Below are 16,144 nucleotides of genomic sequence, written 5' to 3'. Positions count from 1 at the left end.
GATTATGCCAGGGGACCGTTCTGAGGATTCTCCGGGGGGAGCCGGCGATGTGTTTCAAGCACTCGTTCGAGCAAGGTCAGGGAATCCGTCAACAGATCCGAGGCGCAATGCATCGTGGCCTGGAACTGTTGCATCGCCTCCGCCCACTTGCCTTCCTTCTGGAGGGCCTGAAACCGGCGATGTTGTTCCTCCAGAATGGCTTGCTTGGCATCGAGCATCAACCTATCAGACGAATCCATGCGCGGGCTCCTTCTGTTGGATACCGCACCCTAGCAGAGGCGGAATTCGAGGCGCAATAGTTCAAAAGTAGGCGTGCTTCACCGACTGATCGCTCCGGCTCATGCGCGCGCATTGTAAGGACACACTGACTCGTGGATATAGCAACACTACTCGGAATCGTACTCGCCATCGGCTCGATCATCGGTGGGCAGGCGCTCGAAGGAGGCCATCTCAGCTCCATCATGCAGTTGACGGCCTTTATCATCGTGGCCGGAGGCACGATCGGAGCCTGTTGCGTCCAAAATCCGCTGTCGGTGGTGATCAAGTCCATCGGATCGCTGGGCATGGTCTTCGGCAATACTCCCATCGATACAAAGGCGACGATCAAGCTGATCCTCGATCTGGCCACGGTATCGCGTAAACAGGGTTTGCTGGCCCTGGAGGGCAAACTCAAAGACATCAAGGATCCGTTCTTCAAAAAGGGCGTGCAGCTCATTGTCGACGGAACCGACCCAAAAGCGGTGCATGAAATTCTTGAAATCGAAGTCGAGCATCATGAAGAGGCCGGCGTCAAGGCGGCCAAAGTATGGGAAGCCGCCGGCGGCTATGCGCCGACAGTCGGCATCTTGGGAGCAGTCTTGGGACTCATTCACGTGATGGAAAATCTCGCGGATCCGTCCAAGCTGGGTGGCGGTATCGCGGTGGCCTTCGTGGCCACGGTGTACGGGGTCGGACTCGCCAACCTCTTTTTTCTGCCCTTTGCGAACAAAATTAAGATGAAACTGAAGGAAGAGTCCGGCGCGCGGAACATCATCATCATGGGGCTGGTCGGCCTGGCCCAAGGCGAGAATCCCCGGTTGCTCCAGGAAAAGCTGGAAAGCTTCCTGCCTCATGAGGAACGTTCGAAAGAGGCGAAGAAGTAATCGGCAAGGCATCACGACGCGGCGTTTGCGCCGGCGGCACGGAGCTTCGACTACCACACTGACCACGGTACACGGTCACACATGGCCAAACACAAACACGAAGAGCATGAGAATCATGAACGCTGGCTGGTGTCGTACGCCGACTTCATCACGCTGCTGTTCGCGTTCTTTGTCGTCATGTATTCCGTCTCCTCCGTCAATGAAGGCAAATATCGCACGGTCAGCGACTCCATCAAGGCCGCCTTGAATCCCATTTCGACGCCTCCGGCTTCATCGATGGCCTTTACGCTCGGGCAACAGCGGCCGACCTTGATGACCCAAAACCTCCCGGGCAACAAAGAAGTCGCGATCAGAAAGATGCGCGAACTGGTCAAGAACATGAAAGCGAACTCTCAATTCGACTTCATGCACCTCCAAGAAAAGCTCAATGGCGACATCGTCATCACCATCCCGGATCAAGTCCTCTTTAACAGCGGAGAAGCCGCCGTGCGCCCCGAAGCCCTTCCGTTTCTTCAGGGGCTTTCCCAAGCCATGATCGAGCTGAATCGGCAGGTGCGCGTGGAGGGCCATACGGATAATGTTCCGATTCACACGGCGCTGTTTCCGTCGAACTGGGAACTGTCCGCGACCCGCGCCGTCATTGTCGTTCGGGTGTTATCGGAGCTGTACTCCGTGCCGGCGGAACACCTCGCCGCGCTCGGCTACGCCGACTCCCGACCGCTGACCGAGAATCTCACCCTCGAGCAGCGCGCCAAAAACCGCCGGGTTGAGGTGGTGATTTTGGAACATGCGCCGGTGCGGCCGGAACAGCAAGACAACGCGGTGGCGGATGACGCGACCGGATCATCAGAAACACCGCAGATCTCGGCCGCCCCGGCGCCGCCTTCCACGCGATAGCGTCTCATACCTAATAATAGTCTAACAATCTTTCCGACAAGGCTAAAGACCGACTCAGAAACGCCGATAGGGACAAACACAATAGCCCTAGCGGTTCGTGTTCTACCTTAGACGCTACTGAATGGAGATCTCGTGACCGATCCAACACCGTGCGCCCCGACAGGAGATATCACCATTTTTGAAATCGCCGAGTTCAAAGGGCAGCTCCAGGCGGCCATCGACCTGGGACACGGGGTGGCCATCGACCTCGCGCAAGTCGGCACGCTGGACATCTCGGCCCTGCAAACGCTCATCGCGGCCTGCGAAGCCGGCCCCATTGAACTCCGCAACACGCCGAAACGTATCGCCGGACAGTTGGCCTGTTTAGGCTGGGTGCCGCCGAAGGGATGCAAGGTCACCTATGTGGATTGAAGGAGCGACGTTTCTTGCAGGAACGGCCTGTGGTGTTACCGGAGCGTGGTTCGTCTGTCGCGCCAAGCAGGCCACCAGCGCCGCCGCACTCGCGAAGGCGATAGAGATGGCTGATCGGGAGGCTCCCGAAACAGCCATCTGCGCCACGCTGGCGCCGTTAGTGCCGATCCTCACCGGCCAACTCCGGAACGTGATCGCACAAACAGAGCAGGCCATCATGCAATTAGGCCAGCGCTTTCAAGACATCGCCGGAAGAGCCAGACAGCAGGCCTCCGAATCGGCCGCCCTCTTCACCAACGGCGATGTGAGTGAAGAGGATCTGGTCGCGCAGATGTCGGAGATGTTCGGACTCTTCGTCAATGACGTCATGCACTCCGCCACCATCGCCATGAGCGTCTCCACCACCATGGACAAGATGGATGCCAGCACGAAGTCGATCAGCGGCATGTTGGGAGAGATTACGTTTATCGCCGACCAAACCCGCTTACTGGCGCTGAATGCAGCGATCGAGGCCGCCCGCGCTGGAGAACATGGCCGGGGATTCGCCGTGGTCGCCGATGAGGTCACGAAACTCGCCAACCGCTCGAGCCAGGCGGCCATTGGGATTAGAACCATGGTGGCCGACGTTCAGACGCAAAGCCAGCAGGCGATGATCGAAATCCAGGCGCTGGCCTCCGTCGATCTGACGAAGACGCTGAATTCCAAAGATAAGCTCGACGGGATGACCAAATCCCTGACCGACAAAAACGAGGCCTTGCGGTTGAATGTCGGAGAAACCAAAGTGAATGCGGAACGTATCGGGCAGGACATCGCATCCATCATCATGTCCCTCCAATTTCAGGACAGCGTCCGCCAACAGATTGAGCATGTGATGGAGCCCTTGGATCTCCTGTTGCAGGATCTGACAGCCGTCCAAACCGGGCATGCGCCGGCCTCATTCGACGGCACGCGCCGCTTCATCCAAGACTTGCAGAACCGTTACACCATGCAGGATGAGCGGCTCATCCATTCCAGCGCCGGCAAAAGCAGCCCGACAGCGGATGCGCAAGCGCCGACGGAAGACATTGTGTTGTTTTGACACAGCACCAGTACAAGGAAGACATACATTGAACCACGAGAACCGGAGGATGCGATGGGAAAGATAGTATTAGTAGTCGATGATTCTTCGACCATGCGTCAGATGGTCGCCTATACCCTGACCAGCGCCGGCTACGAGGTCGTGGAGGCCGGGAACGGCAAAGAAGCCGTCGGCAAACTCAACGGGGGAGCGAAACCGGCGCTGGTCGTCACGGATCTCAACATGCCGGAGATGGACGGCATTACCCTGATCACGGAGATTCGCAAGATGGCGGCCTTCAAATTCACACCGATTCTCATGCTGACCACGGAATCGGCAGACGACAAGAAGAAGGCAGGGCAGGCGGCCGGCGCGACCGGGTGGATCGTGAAACCGTTCAATCCCGAACAGATGTTGAAAGTCATTCAGAAAGTATTACCCGCATAGACGCCGTCAGCGATCAGCCGTCGACACCGGGTCATCCGATCCGGCCGCTGGCTGAAGACTGAAGGCGGAAAGCTATTTATGAGCACTGATCTTTCACAGTTTCAAGAATCCTTCTTCGAGGAATCGGCCGAGCACCTCTCCACGATCGAAGACGGCCTGCTTCAGCTTGAACAGCATCCCCAAGATCTGGACCTGCTGAACCGCATCTTTCGCGCGGCCCATTCCATCAAAGGGAACAGCGGCATGTTCGGGTTCACCGCTGTCGGGCAATTCACGCATAAGATGGAAACCCTCCTCGATCAACTGCGCAACGGGCATCTCTCTGTCACGCCGGCCATTGCGGACGTCCTGCTCCGCTCCACCGACTGCCTCAAGTTATTGATCGACGCAGCCCACGGAGAAGCCGCTCCCGATCAGGCGACGATCACTCAACTCGAAGGCGAACTGGCCGCCGCCGCCGGAGAATCGTCGAAAGCGCCCAAACAAAGCGCGCCCGGCGCCGCCGCCGGCTCAGGTGCATCGACGGATCCCTCGCAGCAACGGTATCGCATTGCCTGGACTCCGCCGGGGTGGCTCTTTCAACGAGGCCTTGATCCCTTGCGAATCATCGCCGAACTTGAAGAGCTGGGCACCGTCGAATCTCGCTCGCTTGACGTTGGACACGTGCCGACCTTTTCAGCGCTCGATCCGGAAGTCTGCTACCTCTCCTGGACCTGCGAGTTGCGCACAGTCAAACAGCCCTCCGTCATTGAAGCTGTCTTTGATTTCGTCCGGGACGACAGCGTACTCACAATTGAAACCATCAAAGCGCAGGCCGAACCATCCGGACAGTCCCCGGCCACGCCATCTGCCACCTCACCTGCCGAGCAGGGAGAGCCCAAGCCGCTGGGAGAAATTCTCGTTGAAACCGGCGTGGTGTCTCGAGAGACGTTGGACAAGGCGCTGGCGCAACAGAAGCGTGTCGGGGAAATCCTGATCGAGCAACATGCCGCCACTCCGCAGCAAATCTCGCACGCGCTCCAAAAACAGCAGGAGGGCGCCGCGCCGAAGAAAGCCGCCGATGCGGCCTCAATCCGCGTGGATACCGCGAAGATCGACAAACTGATCAACCTGGTCGGCGAACTCGTGATTACACAGTCGATGTTGAGCGATTTGGGTTCACGGTTTGAGATGGGCCAGATAGCGGTGTTGCTCGAACGCATCGCTCAGCTGGAACGCAACACCCGCGAAATCCAAGAACGCGTGATGGGCATCCGCATGCTCCCGATCGGCAACGCGTTCAGCCGCTTTCCCAGGCTCGTACGCGACCTTTCCGGAAAAGCCGGCAAGAAGATTCAACTGTTGCTCTCAGGGGAGGAAACAGAGCTCGATAAAACCGTCATCGAATCCATCGGCGATCCGCTCACGCACCTGGTGCGGAACTCCGCGGACCACGGCTTGGAGCCGCCGGATGAGCGCCTGGCGGCCGGCAAGCCCGAACAAGGGACCATTCATCTCGGCGCTTTCCATGAGGGAGGCAGCATTTGCATCACCGTGGTGGACGATGGCCGGGGATTAAATCGCGACCGGATCCTCGCCAAAGCCCTGAAACAGGGCTTGATCGCCGAAACCGACAAACTCTCAGACGATCAGATCTGGGGCCTGATTTTCCGGCCCGGATTCTCCACCGCTGAAAAAGTCACGGATGTTTCCGGCCGCGGCGTTGGCATGGATGTGGTGAAACGCAATATTGAAGGGCTCGGCGGTACGGTGAGCATCAAGACCGTCACGGGTAAGGGCACGACGTTTACCCTCAAGCTGCCGCTGACGCTGGCGATCATTGAAGGGATGACGGTGCGAGTGGGCTCGGACACCTACATCGTCCCGCTGCTGTCGATTCTCCAATCGATCCAGCCCAAAGCGGACTGTCTCAAAACGGTCGTAGGCAAGGGAGAACTGGTCAACGTGCACGGGTCCTATCTCCCGGTGATGCGGCTGTATGAAGTCTTCGCCTTACAGCCGGAAATTACGGACCCTACAAAAGCCATTCTTTTAATTCTTGAGACGGAAGGCGAACGAGTCGCCGTCATGGTGGACGAAATTCTGGGGCAACAACAGGTCGTCATCAAGAGTATGGAGCAGAACTTCCGGAAAGTGGAAGGAATCGCCGGAGCCACGATTCTCGGCGACGGCACGGTGGGATTCATTCTTGACGTGCGCGGGTTGCTCGACATTGCCCGTCGCGACGTGCCGGTGGCGGCATAAGGCCGCGCCGCACCACGCCGACGTCTCAGAGACTCTGCGCGAACGTCACGTATTCCGGGTCTCGCGTTATTTAATAATGGGGAGGATGCCATGGCAGCAGCGCTTGAAACGGCGGCAAAAGAAATCAACCAGCAAATCGGGCTGACGACGGATGGCAGCCAGTTCCTCACCTTCCAGCTCGGCGAGGAGCTGTACGGAGTCGATATTCTCCGGGTTCAGGAAATCAAAGGCTACACCGCCGTCACCAAGATTCCGAACACACCGGCGCATATCAAAGGCGTGTTGAATCTGCGCGGTACGATTGTACCGATCGTAGAACTGCGCACGAAATTTGGCATGCAGACGATCGACTACACCATGTTTACGGTCATCGTGGTTGTGGTCGTGCGGGAAAAAATCATGGGCCTGGTGGTCGATGCCGTATCCGACGTGCTGAACATCGACAAGAAAGACATTCAGCCGGCCCCTCAATTCGGGGCCAAGGTCGATGTGAGCTTTCTGAACGGCATCGGCAAGTCCGGCGACAAACTCATTGCGCTCCTGGACATGGATCGCCTGCTCTCGGATGACGACTTACAAGACACGACCGCCGCGGTAGCGGCTTAGGACAAAAGGAGGATTACACATCATGGGCTTGAACGTCGGGTTACTGGAATCCAGCTTTGCATTATTGAAACCCCAGGCTGAAGCGCTGGTCAGCCGCTTCTATGAGCGGTTGTTCGACAAATACCCGGCCGTCAAGCCGATGTTCGCTCGCACGCCGATGTCCGAGCAAAAAAAGAAACTGCTCGGCTCGCTCGTGCTGGTCATGCAGAACCTCCGCAAGCCGGAGACGCTGACGCCCGCGCTCAAGCAACTCGGCGCCCGGCATGTCGCCTACGGCACGCAGCCGGCTCACTACGGCGCGGTGGCGGAAACGCTGCTGGGAGTCATGGGAGAACTGGCCGGGCCGGCCTGGACGCACGATGTCAAACAGGCTTGGACCGATGCCCTGAATACAATCGCACACATCATGCTTGAAGGCGCTCGCGAAGCTGAACCGCGTCCGGCGTCAATCCAACAAGGAGGAATGAAGATGGCCACGAGCAAGAAAGCACCCACCACCAAACCCGGTAAGCTTGACGCTAAGGATCTTGCTGCGCGAGTAGACGCGATCAACCGCTCTCAGGCCGTCGTCGAGTTCAATCTCGATGGGACGATCATCACGGCGAACGACAATTTCCTCAACTGTTTCGGCTATAGCCTCGATGAGCTTACAGGCAAGCACCACCGGATGTTCATCGATCCGGCCTATGCCGCCGGCCCTGAGTACCAAGCCTTCTGGGCCAAATTGAACCGCGGCGAATTGGATGCCGGCGTCTATAAACGCCTCGGCAAAGGCGGGAAGGAACTCTGGATCCAGGCGTCCTACAATCCCATTATGGACGCGAAAGGCAAGCTCTCCAAAGTCGTCACGTTTGCCTTGGATGTTACGGAAGAAAAGAAAAAAGCCCTGGTGAAGTCCGCCATGGACAATTCCATCAGCAACGTGTTGATGTGCGATCGGAATCTGCGGGTCACCTACATCAACAAAGCGGCGTACGATAAATTAAAGGCGCTCGAGCACGAGATTCGCAAGGTGATGCCGGCCTTCAATACCGATACCATCGTCGGCACCTGCATCGATAGCTTCCACAAGGCCCCGGAGATGCAGCGCCGCCTGCTCGACAATCCGAACAACTTGCCTCACAAGGCGGATATCCAGCTCGGCCCGCTGCTTCTCGAACTCAATGTAGGCGCGATCATCTCCGAGAATGGCGAATATCTCGGCAACTCTCTCGAATGGTCCGATGTCACCGCCAAGCGGAAAGCCGAGCGAGACATGGCGACGCTGAAGAACTCACTCGATAACTCCACCAGCAACGTGCTGATGTGTGACCGCAACCTGACGATCACCTACATCAACAAAGCGGCTCTGAACAAGCTGAAGGCCTTGGAAAGTGAAATTCGCAAGGTGCTGCCGGCGTTCGACACCGCAAAAATTGTCGGCACCTGCATCGACAGCTTCCATAAAGTCCCCGATATGCAGCGCCGGCTCTTGGGCGACCCGAAGAATCTTCCCCACCGGGCGGACATCAAGCTGGGGCCGTTGACGCTTTCCCTGACCGTCAGCGCCATCGTGTCCGATTCAGGAGAATATCTCGGCAACACGCTCGAATGGGCGGACATCACTGCGCAAAAGAAGGCGCAAGACGAAATCGACAAGCTGATCGGCGCGGCGGCTGCGGGAGAACTCTCCCAACGGATGAAAGCCGAAGAGTTCGAGGGTTTCTTCAAATCCCTCGCCTTGGGTATCAATAAGATGCTGGATGCGGTGGTCTCGCCATTGCACGAAGCCCAAATGGTTCTGACGGCGATGGCAGCCAACGACCTCACCAAGCAAATGACCGGGTCCTACGAGGGTGAGTTCGATCAGATGAAGTCCAGCTTGAACGGGGCCATCCAGACGTTGGGCACGGCACTGACCACCGTCCGCGAAGCCGCAGAAAGTGTCACGGCCGGCGCCGAGCAGATCACCAAAGGCAACGAAGATCTCTCGCAGCGCACCAGCGAACAGGCCTCGTCGCTCGAAGAGACCAGCGCCTCGATGGAAGAAATGACGTCCACGGTGAAGCAGAACGCCGACAACGCAAAGCAGGCCAACCAGCTGGCGATCACCGCGCGCGATATCGCGGACAAGGGCGGATCGGTCACGGTGCGGGCGGTCGAAGCGATGGGCGAAATCAACAAGAGCAGCAAGAAGATTGCTGACATCATTACGGTGATCGACGAGATCGCGTTCCAGACCAACCTCCTGGCCTTGAATGCCGCGGTCGAAGCGGCCCGGGCAGGGGAGCACGGCCGTGGGTTCGCGGTCGTGGCCGCCGAGGTCCGCAACTTGGCCCAACGCTCCGCTACAGCGGCCAAAGAAATCAAGGGACTCATCAACGAGTCCATCCAGCGCGTCTCCGACGGCAGCGAGTTGGTCAATCAATCCGGCAAAACGCTGGAAGAGATTGTCAGCTCCGTCAAGCGCGTCACGGACATCATCGCCGAGATTACGGCTGCATCGCAGGAGCAGGCCAGCGGCATCGACCAGGTGAATAAGGCCATCATGCAGATGGACGAAACCACGCAGCAGAACGCCGCGCTGGTGGAAGAGACCACCTCGGCCAGTCAGTCCATGAAGGACCAGGCCAAGGAACTGATGTCGCAAGTCGAAGTCTTCAAAACATCGGCCGAAGACAATCATTCCGCTCCGCGGCGTGAGTACGTCGCAGCCACGAAGCCGGCTCCCAAGCCCATGAGCGCCGGCAACGGCGCGAAAGCAGGACTGAAGAAACCGGCCTTTACCTCGAAACCCGCTGAGGCCAAGGCACCGGTCGGCGTCGGAGCGGGCAACGGCCATGATCGCCGCCGGAAAGACGACGATTTTGAAGAGTTTTAGATTCTAGCCCTCGCGTGGGGTAGGCAGATTCTGCCTGCCCCGCGCCGTTCGCTTCGACGGGCCTCCCACACACGATCAATTCGGTCTTTCCACGATCCACGAGTAAAGATTCCACACGAACGGACCGATACGGAGGCGTGGCTGTACAGGCGCCACCAATGACTGGAAAGGATATCATGGATCTAAAATCCTTCCTTTGGTATGCGGTCTTAACCAGCATCACCGGAGCCTATTTCGTCGCCCTGGCAGGGGTGCGTTCGGCCAAGAGTCATGATGTCCCGCACCACTCGCGCCGGATGATTATTGCCTGCACGGTCGTTGGGATTTGGCTTGTCGCTTACGTACTCAAACAAATCATGTTCGGCAGGGAGCATTTCGGCGGCACAAGCGAGCAATACTGGACCCTCTATCTGCCTGTCTTCGCCACCCACATGCTCTTTGCTGTCAGCACGATCGGACTCGGAGGGTACAACCTCTACATGGGCCTGCATCGTCTGCGCTATGGCAGTGTCGGCGCCATGGCGGCCGGCATGACGACGCATCGGAGACTCGGGCATCTCCTGCTCTGGACATTCTCCGGCACGATAGGCACCGCCTATCTCGTCTATATGATGATATTCGTCTGGTACAAGGAATAAGACCATGGAGTACCCCATCACCGTCAAAGAATACGATCACATCCGTACGCTGCTCTACGACGAAAGCGGCATTTCGCTCGGAGACAACAAACAATCCCTGGTCGTGTCGCGCCTCTCAAAACGCCTGCGGGAACTGCAGTTGGATAGCTTCGATGCCTATTACGAGTTCGTCACCGGCGATGACAGCGGCGTCGAGTTCACGCGCATGCTGGATCTGCTCTCGACGAATAAGACTGACTTTTTTCGGGAACCCAAACACTTCGATTTTCTCCGCGACCGGATTCTGCCGGGACTCGCCAAGGAGAAGTGCATTCGGATCTGGTCTTCCGCCTGCTCGACCGGCGAAGAACCCTACACCATCGCCATCACGCTCCATGAAAGCGTGCCGCATCCAGAACAGTGGAATTTCCAAGTCCTCGCCTCGGATATCTCCACCCGCGTGCTCGCCCATGCCGCCGCCGGACTCTACGGCGAAGAGCGCATCAAAACCGTGCCGCCCGACATTGCGCGGCGCCATTTCTTAAAAGGCCGCGGCGAGAAACGCGGCCTTGTCAAGGTGAAGCCGCATCTCTCCGACATCATCAAATTCCGCCGCATGAATCTGATGGATGACCGCTTCCCCATCAAGCAACCGTTGGACCTCATTTTCTGTCGGAATGTCATGATCTACTTCGATCGGCCGACCCAGGAACGGCTGATCGGCAAGTTTTACAAATGCCTCAAGCCCGGAGGCCATTTGTTCATCGGCCATTCCGAAAGTCTGCAATGGGTCAAGCATTCCTTCAAGACGGTCGCCCCGACGATCTATTGGAAAGAAGGCTAGCCCCATGCCAGTGATCGACACGGAACATTTCAGTCATGTGCGCCGCGTGACTGACAGCCGGTTTCCCCACGAGATTGCCTCCATTCTTCCGGGAGAGTTTTTTGTCAGCCGGGAGCCGATGGTGGTCTATACCGTGCTCGGTTCCTGCATTTCTGCCTGCATTCGCGATCCGATCGCGGGCGTGGGCGGCATGAATCATTTCATGCTGCCGGCGCCGAAAGCGCATCATTCCGGGGATGCCTGGGGCGGGGAATCCACCCGCTACGGGTCCTTTGCCATGGAGCAGCTGATCAACGGAATTTTGCAACGCGGCGGGATAAAGACTCGGCTGGAAGTGAAGCTATTCGGAGCCGGAAAGATCTATGAAGGCAACATCGACGTCGGCGCGCGCAATACGGAATGGGTGCTGAACTATCTAAAAGCCGAAGGGCTCAATCTCGCGAAGAGCGATCTCGGCGATGTGTATCCGCGCAAAGTGTACTACTTCACGGACTCCGGACGTGTGCTGATGAAGAAGATTGAGAAGATCAAGAATCGCACGATCTACGACCGGGAAGTCGCGTACCAACACAAGGTGGAAGAGGCGCAAGAGCAGCCGCAGAGCGATATCACATTGTTTTGATTGCCCACGGGAGACTGTCTTATGGGGAAGATACGCGTCATTACCGTCGACGATTCCGCCTTGATGCGCCAAGTCCTCGCGCAATTGCTCTCGAAAGATCCGGACATTGAAGTCGTTGGATCGGCTCCGGATCCCTATATAGCGCGCGAGAAGATCAAGGCCTTGAATCCCGATGTCATCACCTTGGACGTCGAGATGCCGAAAATGGACGGGCTCACATTCCTGGAAAAGCTGATGCGGGGCCGCCCCATGCCGGTCGTGATGGTGAGCTCGCTCACGGAAGCCGGGTGCCAGACGACATTGCGGGCCTTGGAGTTGGGCGCCGTCGATTTCATCACCAAACCGAAGATCGATCTTCGGGAAGGCATGGAAGACATCGCGGATGACTTGATTGCAAAGGTCAAAGCGGCCGCCGTCGCGAAAATTCGAGGAGCGGTGCAGGCCGCCAATGGAAGCGGGCAGGCTCCGGCGCCACGGGTGGTCACACATCTCTCTTCGGCGATGATCAAAACGACGGATACCATCATCGCCATCGGCTCCTCCACCGGCGGGACGGAGGCCGTTAAAGAGGTGCTCGAAGTCCTTCCCCCCAACACTCCGCCGATTCTGATCACCCAGCATATGCCCGAACGGTTTACCAAGACCTGGGCCGACCGGATGAATCAACTCTGCCGCATTTCCGTGAAGGAAGCTGAAGACGGGGACAGCGTGTTGCCGGGACATGCCCTCGTGGCGCCGGGAAGCTATCACATGGCGCTCGTGCGCAGCGGCGCGCGCTATTCCGTGCGGATCACTCAGGATCCACCGGTCAATCGTCACCGCCCGTCGGTCGATGTGCTCTTCGATTCTGTCGCGCAATATGCCGGGGCGAATGCGGTCGGAGTCATTCTGACCGGCATGGGCGGCGACGGAGCCAAGGGAATGTTCGCGATGAAACAGGCCGGCGCCTATACCATCGCGCAGGATGAAGCAAGTTGTGTCGTGTTCGGCATGCCCAAAGAGGCGATCAAGCTCGGCGGCGTGGACAAAATTCTCCCCTTGGGAGATATCGCCGGAGCGGTACTGACGCACGTATCACGTCTTTCATAACTTCTGGAGGTTTGTCATGCAGATCACCCATCGCACCTATCGGAATGCCGATGTCATATCCATCAGCGGACAATTTAATTTCGGGACTCGCAAGGAATTTACCGCGGCGATGGAAAAGGTCAAACAGTCGGGGAGCGCGCACGTCATTCTAAACTTCCAGCAGGTGACCTTTGTCGACAGCGCGGCCATCGGGCTCCTCGCCTTGAGCTCGCAACACTATAAAGGCACCAGCCGCAAACTCTCGTTGGTCGGCATCCAGGGAACCGTGAAACAGGTCTTGCAGCTCGCGCACATCGACCAGATGATTCCGACCTACGCAAGCGAAGATCTAGCTATCGGCGCAAAAGCCGCGTGACCGCAGGACCGTCATAGCAGCATTCGGTTTACTCACATGAAAGGACATCCACGATGCAAATCAAAGAACGCCCGATTCCCAACGCCGTCATTCTCGATCTCAACGGAGATCTGACCTACGCCCATCGCGACGCCTTTAAAGCCGCCGTGGAAGCGTTGCGCCAAAAAGGCTGCCGTCACGTCATTTTGAATATGGCCGATGTGCGGTTCGTCGACAGCTCAGGCCTCGGCCTGCTGGCGCTGGTCTCCCAGAATTTCAAGCTGAATCAGGGGAAAGTGAGCATGCTCAACCCCCAAAGCTACGTGCGGGAAATTCTGGGGCTGGCCAATATCCCCAAGCTGATTCCGGTGTTTGATAACGAGCGAGATGCGGTCAAGAACACCGCCCAGGCCGCGTAACGATTGCGCCGCTATGAATGTTGATGCCAATGTAAAACCTGCTGCGCCTTCGGCCACCGCCACCGTGCTCCTGGTGGACGACGAGCCGGTGAGCCGCTTGAGTATGGCCGCCCGCCTGAAGCGGATGGGGCTGCGCGTCCTCGAAGCCGGCGATGGAAAAGAAGGGCTCGCCATCCTGCGGCGTGAACGGCCGGATCTGACGATCCTGGACTGGGTGATGCCGGAAATGGATGGACCGACCGTCTGTGAACAAGTTCGGCAAGACGCCGACATCCTGTCCAGTCAGCTCATCCTGATGACGTCTCACGACCAGCCGGAGCAAATCGCCGAGGGGCTGGCTCGCGGGGCAGACGATTTCCTGAGCAAATCCGCCAGCAAGCAGGAGGTCATCGCCCGGGTGCAATCTGGACTGCGCGCCGCGTCGCTGGTCCGGAGCATTGAAAGCGCGCGCGATGAGCTGCGCGCCAAGCAAGGGGAGTTGGAAGGCGAACTCAAGTCCGCCGCTGACTACATTCAATCCTTGTTGCCTGTAGAGGGAGAAATCGCCCCGCAGATCGATATGGCTTGGACGTATCGGCCTTCGCTGGCACTCGGTGGGGATCTCTTCAACGTGTCCAGCTGGGATGATCACTCGATCTACTTTTACATTTTGGATGCCTCCGGCCATGGGGTTTCCCCCGCATTGCGAGCGGCATCCTTCGCCACGTTCCTCCGACCAGAAAATCTCCGGCATTGCATCACGCAGCACGATCCGGCGGCGATGTTGACCGAGGCCAACTCCCGCTATCCGCTGACCAAAGACGGCAACTATTTTACGATTTGGATCGGATCGTTCAATCGCACTACTCATCAGTTGAGCTATGCGACAGCCGGTCACGGCGGCGCGCTCATTCAACGGCGGGGCGGCGCCATCGAGTGGTTGACTCGCGCGCACCTTCCCCTGGGATTCGAACCGGACAGCACCTACGAACTCACCACCATCCAGATTGCCGATGGCGACCGCGTCGTTCTCATGAGCGACGGAGTCTACGAAGCACCGGCGCCTACGGGAGAAATCTGGGGCACCGCGCGCTTAGAGGACACCCTCAGCGCCCATCGATCCGTACCGCTCAAAGAGGCACTGCCGGCGCTCATGGCGGAGGCCGAACGCTGGCATGGAGCCCCGGTCTTTCCCGACGATGCCGCCTTGCTGGGATTGGAGTTCCGCGTATGAGCGCCGATGACGTATTCAATCTCGCGGATGCACTTACGCGTGTCGATGACGATGAAGAACTGTTTCAGACATTGGCCGAACTGTTCTTGGAACAGGCGCCGTTGGATATGGCCGCCACACAAGCAGCCATGGATGCCGGCGATGCCGAGGCACTAAGCCGCGCCGCACACCGAATGAAGGGAGCGATCTTGCAATTCTCTGCCTCTGCACTGTTCGAAGCGACCAAACAACTGGAAGCGCTCGGCAAAGCCGGCCGTATCGATGAGGCCAAGCCGGTCTGTGCCCGCGTGACCCACGAGTTACAACAACTGATGACGGCGTTGAACGAGTACATTGCACACAGGCCCGCGGCATGAATACGCCAACGGTTTCCTGCACTGTCCTGGTGGTCGATCCCTGCCGGGACACGCAAGCGCAGATCTTGGGCCACCTGCAAGATCGCGGATTCTCCGTGATTACGGCGTCCGACCCATCCACCGCCTTGGCGACCATCGAGCTCACGGCCCCCGATATCGTGTTGACCGATTCCTTCCTTCCGGAAGGCTCGGGCTTAACGTTGACTCAAACGCTTCGAGCCAGACAGGTGCCGTGCCCGGTCATCGTGATGGCCGCACATCAGTCTGAACAGGCGGTGATCCACGCGTTGCGCGCTGGGGCCGTGGATTTCTTGCAAAAGCCCGTCGGCGTGGAAGAGCTGGCGCATGCATTGCAACGAGCGCGCTATCTGCTTCCGGCCGATATGGCGGAGACGCCGGGCCTGGTACGCTCCGACTACGAACTGACCGTCGATTCAGACCCGCGGCACATCCCCGGCATTGTCTCCTGGTTGATCAGAGCCACGGCCGGGGCTTTATCCGATACGACGCAGCTGCATCTCCGCGGCACGCTGCAAGAGTTGCTGCTCAACGCCGTCGAGCACGGCAACTTGGAAATTTCCTACCAGGTCAAACAGCAAGCGATCGATCAGAATCGCTTGAGCCAGCTGGTGCAAGAACGGCTCGCGCAACCGCGCCTGGTCCAACGCACTGTTACTATCCATGTCCATTGCGACCGCCAGGCCGGACTGCTGGAATATCGGATCATCGATCAGGGGAAAGGCTTTCAATGGAAGACCTTGCTGCATCGCACCGCCGCGCCCTGCCAGGTCGAAGATGCCAGCGGGCGGGGGATTTTCTTGGCCCGGTCATTCTTTCCCAATCTTCGCTACAACGATCGGGGGAATGAAGTCACCGTCCAAATCCCTATTCATTGACCTGGGTACCCGTGCCGCTGGCGGACGATCTCAGCCTCAGGCTAACAAGCTTGACGCCACCCCACCAAAGGCTCTATCTTCCGGCATCAT

18 protein-coding genes are annotated in these 16,144 nt (G+C 58.2%); 17 read left to right on the top strand and 1 reads right to left on the bottom strand.

What is annotated here, in order from left to right; all coding sequences use genetic code 11:
* Nucleotides 1-2 precede the first annotated feature (2 nt).
* A complete protein-coding gene (locus NITLEN_RS09930) occupies nt 3-239 on the bottom strand; it encodes a hypothetical protein (RefSeq protein WP_121989458.1) in 237 nt (78 codons plus the stop codon).
* Nucleotides 240-371: 132 nt separating this feature from the next.
* Here NITLEN_RS09930 and NITLEN_RS09925 point away from each other — a divergent pair, with 132 nt between their 5' ends.
* From NITLEN_RS09925 to NITLEN_RS09845, 17 genes are all read left to right on the top strand, one after another.
* Nucleotides 372-1,142, top strand: coding sequence for a flagellar motor protein (locus NITLEN_RS09925; RefSeq protein WP_121989457.1), 771 nt, complete (start codon nt 372-374; stop codon nt 1,140-1,142).
* 81 nt (nt 1,143-1,223) lie between these two features.
* The gene (locus NITLEN_RS09920; RefSeq protein WP_121989456.1) at nt 1,224-2,039 is read left to right on the top strand and encodes a flagellar motor protein MotB; all 816 of its coding nucleotides are present in this window, start codon (nt 1,224-1,226) and stop codon (nt 2,037-2,039) included.
* 132 nt (nt 2,040-2,171) lie between these two features.
* On the top strand, nt 2,172-2,450 hold the full coding sequence (locus NITLEN_RS09915; protein WP_181416771.1) for an STAS domain-containing protein: 279 nt from the start codon (nt 2,172-2,174) through the stop codon (nt 2,448-2,450).
* Nucleotides 2,440-3,528, top strand: coding sequence for a methyl-accepting chemotaxis protein (locus tag NITLEN_RS09910; protein WP_121989454.1), 1,089 nt, complete (start codon nt 2,440-2,442; stop codon nt 3,526-3,528). Before NITLEN_RS09915 ends, NITLEN_RS09910 begins: the two co-directional genes overlap by 11 nt.
* 54 nt (nt 3,529-3,582) lie before the next feature.
* Entirely contained in the window at nt 3,583-3,954 is a 372-nt protein-coding gene (locus tag NITLEN_RS09905; protein ID WP_121989453.1) for a response regulator, read from the top strand.
* Nucleotides 3,955-4,032: 78 nt separating this feature from the next.
* Complete coding sequence (locus NITLEN_RS09900) at nt 4,033-6,198, top strand: chemotaxis protein CheA (protein ID WP_121989452.1); 2,166 nt, start codon at nt 4,033-4,035, stop codon at nt 6,196-6,198.
* A 90-nt stretch (nt 6,199-6,288) separates the two neighbouring features.
* Nucleotides 6,289-6,804, top strand: coding sequence for a chemotaxis protein CheW (locus NITLEN_RS09895; protein WP_121989451.1), 516 nt, complete (start codon nt 6,289-6,291; stop codon nt 6,802-6,804).
* A 22-nt stretch (nt 6,805-6,826) separates the two neighbouring features.
* Nucleotides 6,827-9,664, top strand: a complete 2,838-nt coding sequence (locus NITLEN_RS18560; RefSeq protein ID WP_121989450.1) for a methyl-accepting chemotaxis protein — start codon at nt 6,827-6,829, stop codon at nt 9,662-9,664.
* 176 nt (nt 9,665-9,840) lie between these two features.
* Nucleotides 9,841-10,302 (top strand): DUF420 domain-containing protein, encoded by a 462-nt coding sequence (locus NITLEN_RS09885; protein ID WP_181416770.1) that lies wholly within the window; start codon nt 9,841-9,843, stop codon nt 10,300-10,302.
* A 4-nt stretch (nt 10,303-10,306) separates the two neighbouring features.
* Nucleotides 10,307-11,125, top strand: a complete 819-nt coding sequence (locus tag NITLEN_RS09880; RefSeq protein WP_121989448.1) for a CheR family methyltransferase — start codon at nt 10,307-10,309, stop codon at nt 11,123-11,125.
* A gap of 4 nt (nt 11,126-11,129) precedes the next feature.
* Nucleotides 11,130-11,747: a chemoreceptor glutamine deamidase CheD gene (locus NITLEN_RS09875; RefSeq protein WP_121989447.1), complete on the top strand. Its 618-nt coding sequence runs from the start codon at nt 11,130-11,132 to the stop codon at nt 11,745-11,747.
* A 21-nt stretch (nt 11,748-11,768) separates the two neighbouring features.
* Nucleotides 11,769-12,836, top strand: a complete 1,068-nt coding sequence (locus NITLEN_RS09870) for a protein-glutamate methylesterase/protein-glutamine glutaminase (protein ID WP_121989446.1) — start codon at nt 11,769-11,771, stop codon at nt 12,834-12,836.
* 16 nt (nt 12,837-12,852) lie between these two features.
* Nucleotides 12,853-13,191 (top strand): STAS domain-containing protein, encoded by a 339-nt coding sequence (locus NITLEN_RS09865; RefSeq protein WP_121989445.1) that lies wholly within the window; start codon nt 12,853-12,855, stop codon nt 13,189-13,191.
* Nucleotides 13,192-13,244: 53 nt separating this feature from the next.
* The gene (locus tag NITLEN_RS09860; protein WP_121989444.1) at nt 13,245-13,589 is read left to right on the top strand and encodes an STAS domain-containing protein; all 345 of its coding nucleotides are present in this window, start codon (nt 13,245-13,247) and stop codon (nt 13,587-13,589) included.
* 13 nt (nt 13,590-13,602) lie between these two features.
* The gene (locus tag NITLEN_RS09855; protein ID WP_181416769.1) at nt 13,603-14,802 is read left to right on the top strand and encodes a PP2C family protein-serine/threonine phosphatase; all 1,200 of its coding nucleotides are present in this window, start codon (nt 13,603-13,605) and stop codon (nt 14,800-14,802) included.
* Entirely contained in the window at nt 14,799-15,158 is a 360-nt protein-coding gene (locus NITLEN_RS09850; RefSeq protein WP_121989442.1) for an Hpt domain-containing protein, read from the top strand. Before NITLEN_RS09855 ends, NITLEN_RS09850 begins: the two co-directional genes overlap by 4 nt.
* The gene (locus NITLEN_RS09845; RefSeq protein WP_121989441.1) at nt 15,155-16,054 is read left to right on the top strand and encodes an ATP-binding response regulator; all 900 of its coding nucleotides are present in this window, start codon (nt 15,155-15,157) and stop codon (nt 16,052-16,054) included. Before NITLEN_RS09850 ends, NITLEN_RS09845 begins: the two co-directional genes overlap by 4 nt.
* Nucleotides 16,055-16,144 lie beyond the last annotated feature (90 nt).

It is taken from the genome of Nitrospira lenta, assembly GCF_900403705.1.
Classification (GTDB): Bacteria; Nitrospirota; Nitrospiria; order Nitrospirales; family Nitrospiraceae; genus Nitrospira_D; species Nitrospira_D lenta.
Note: the sequence above shows the minus strand (reverse complement) of the source record. Positions and strands in the feature narration are given on the sequence as shown.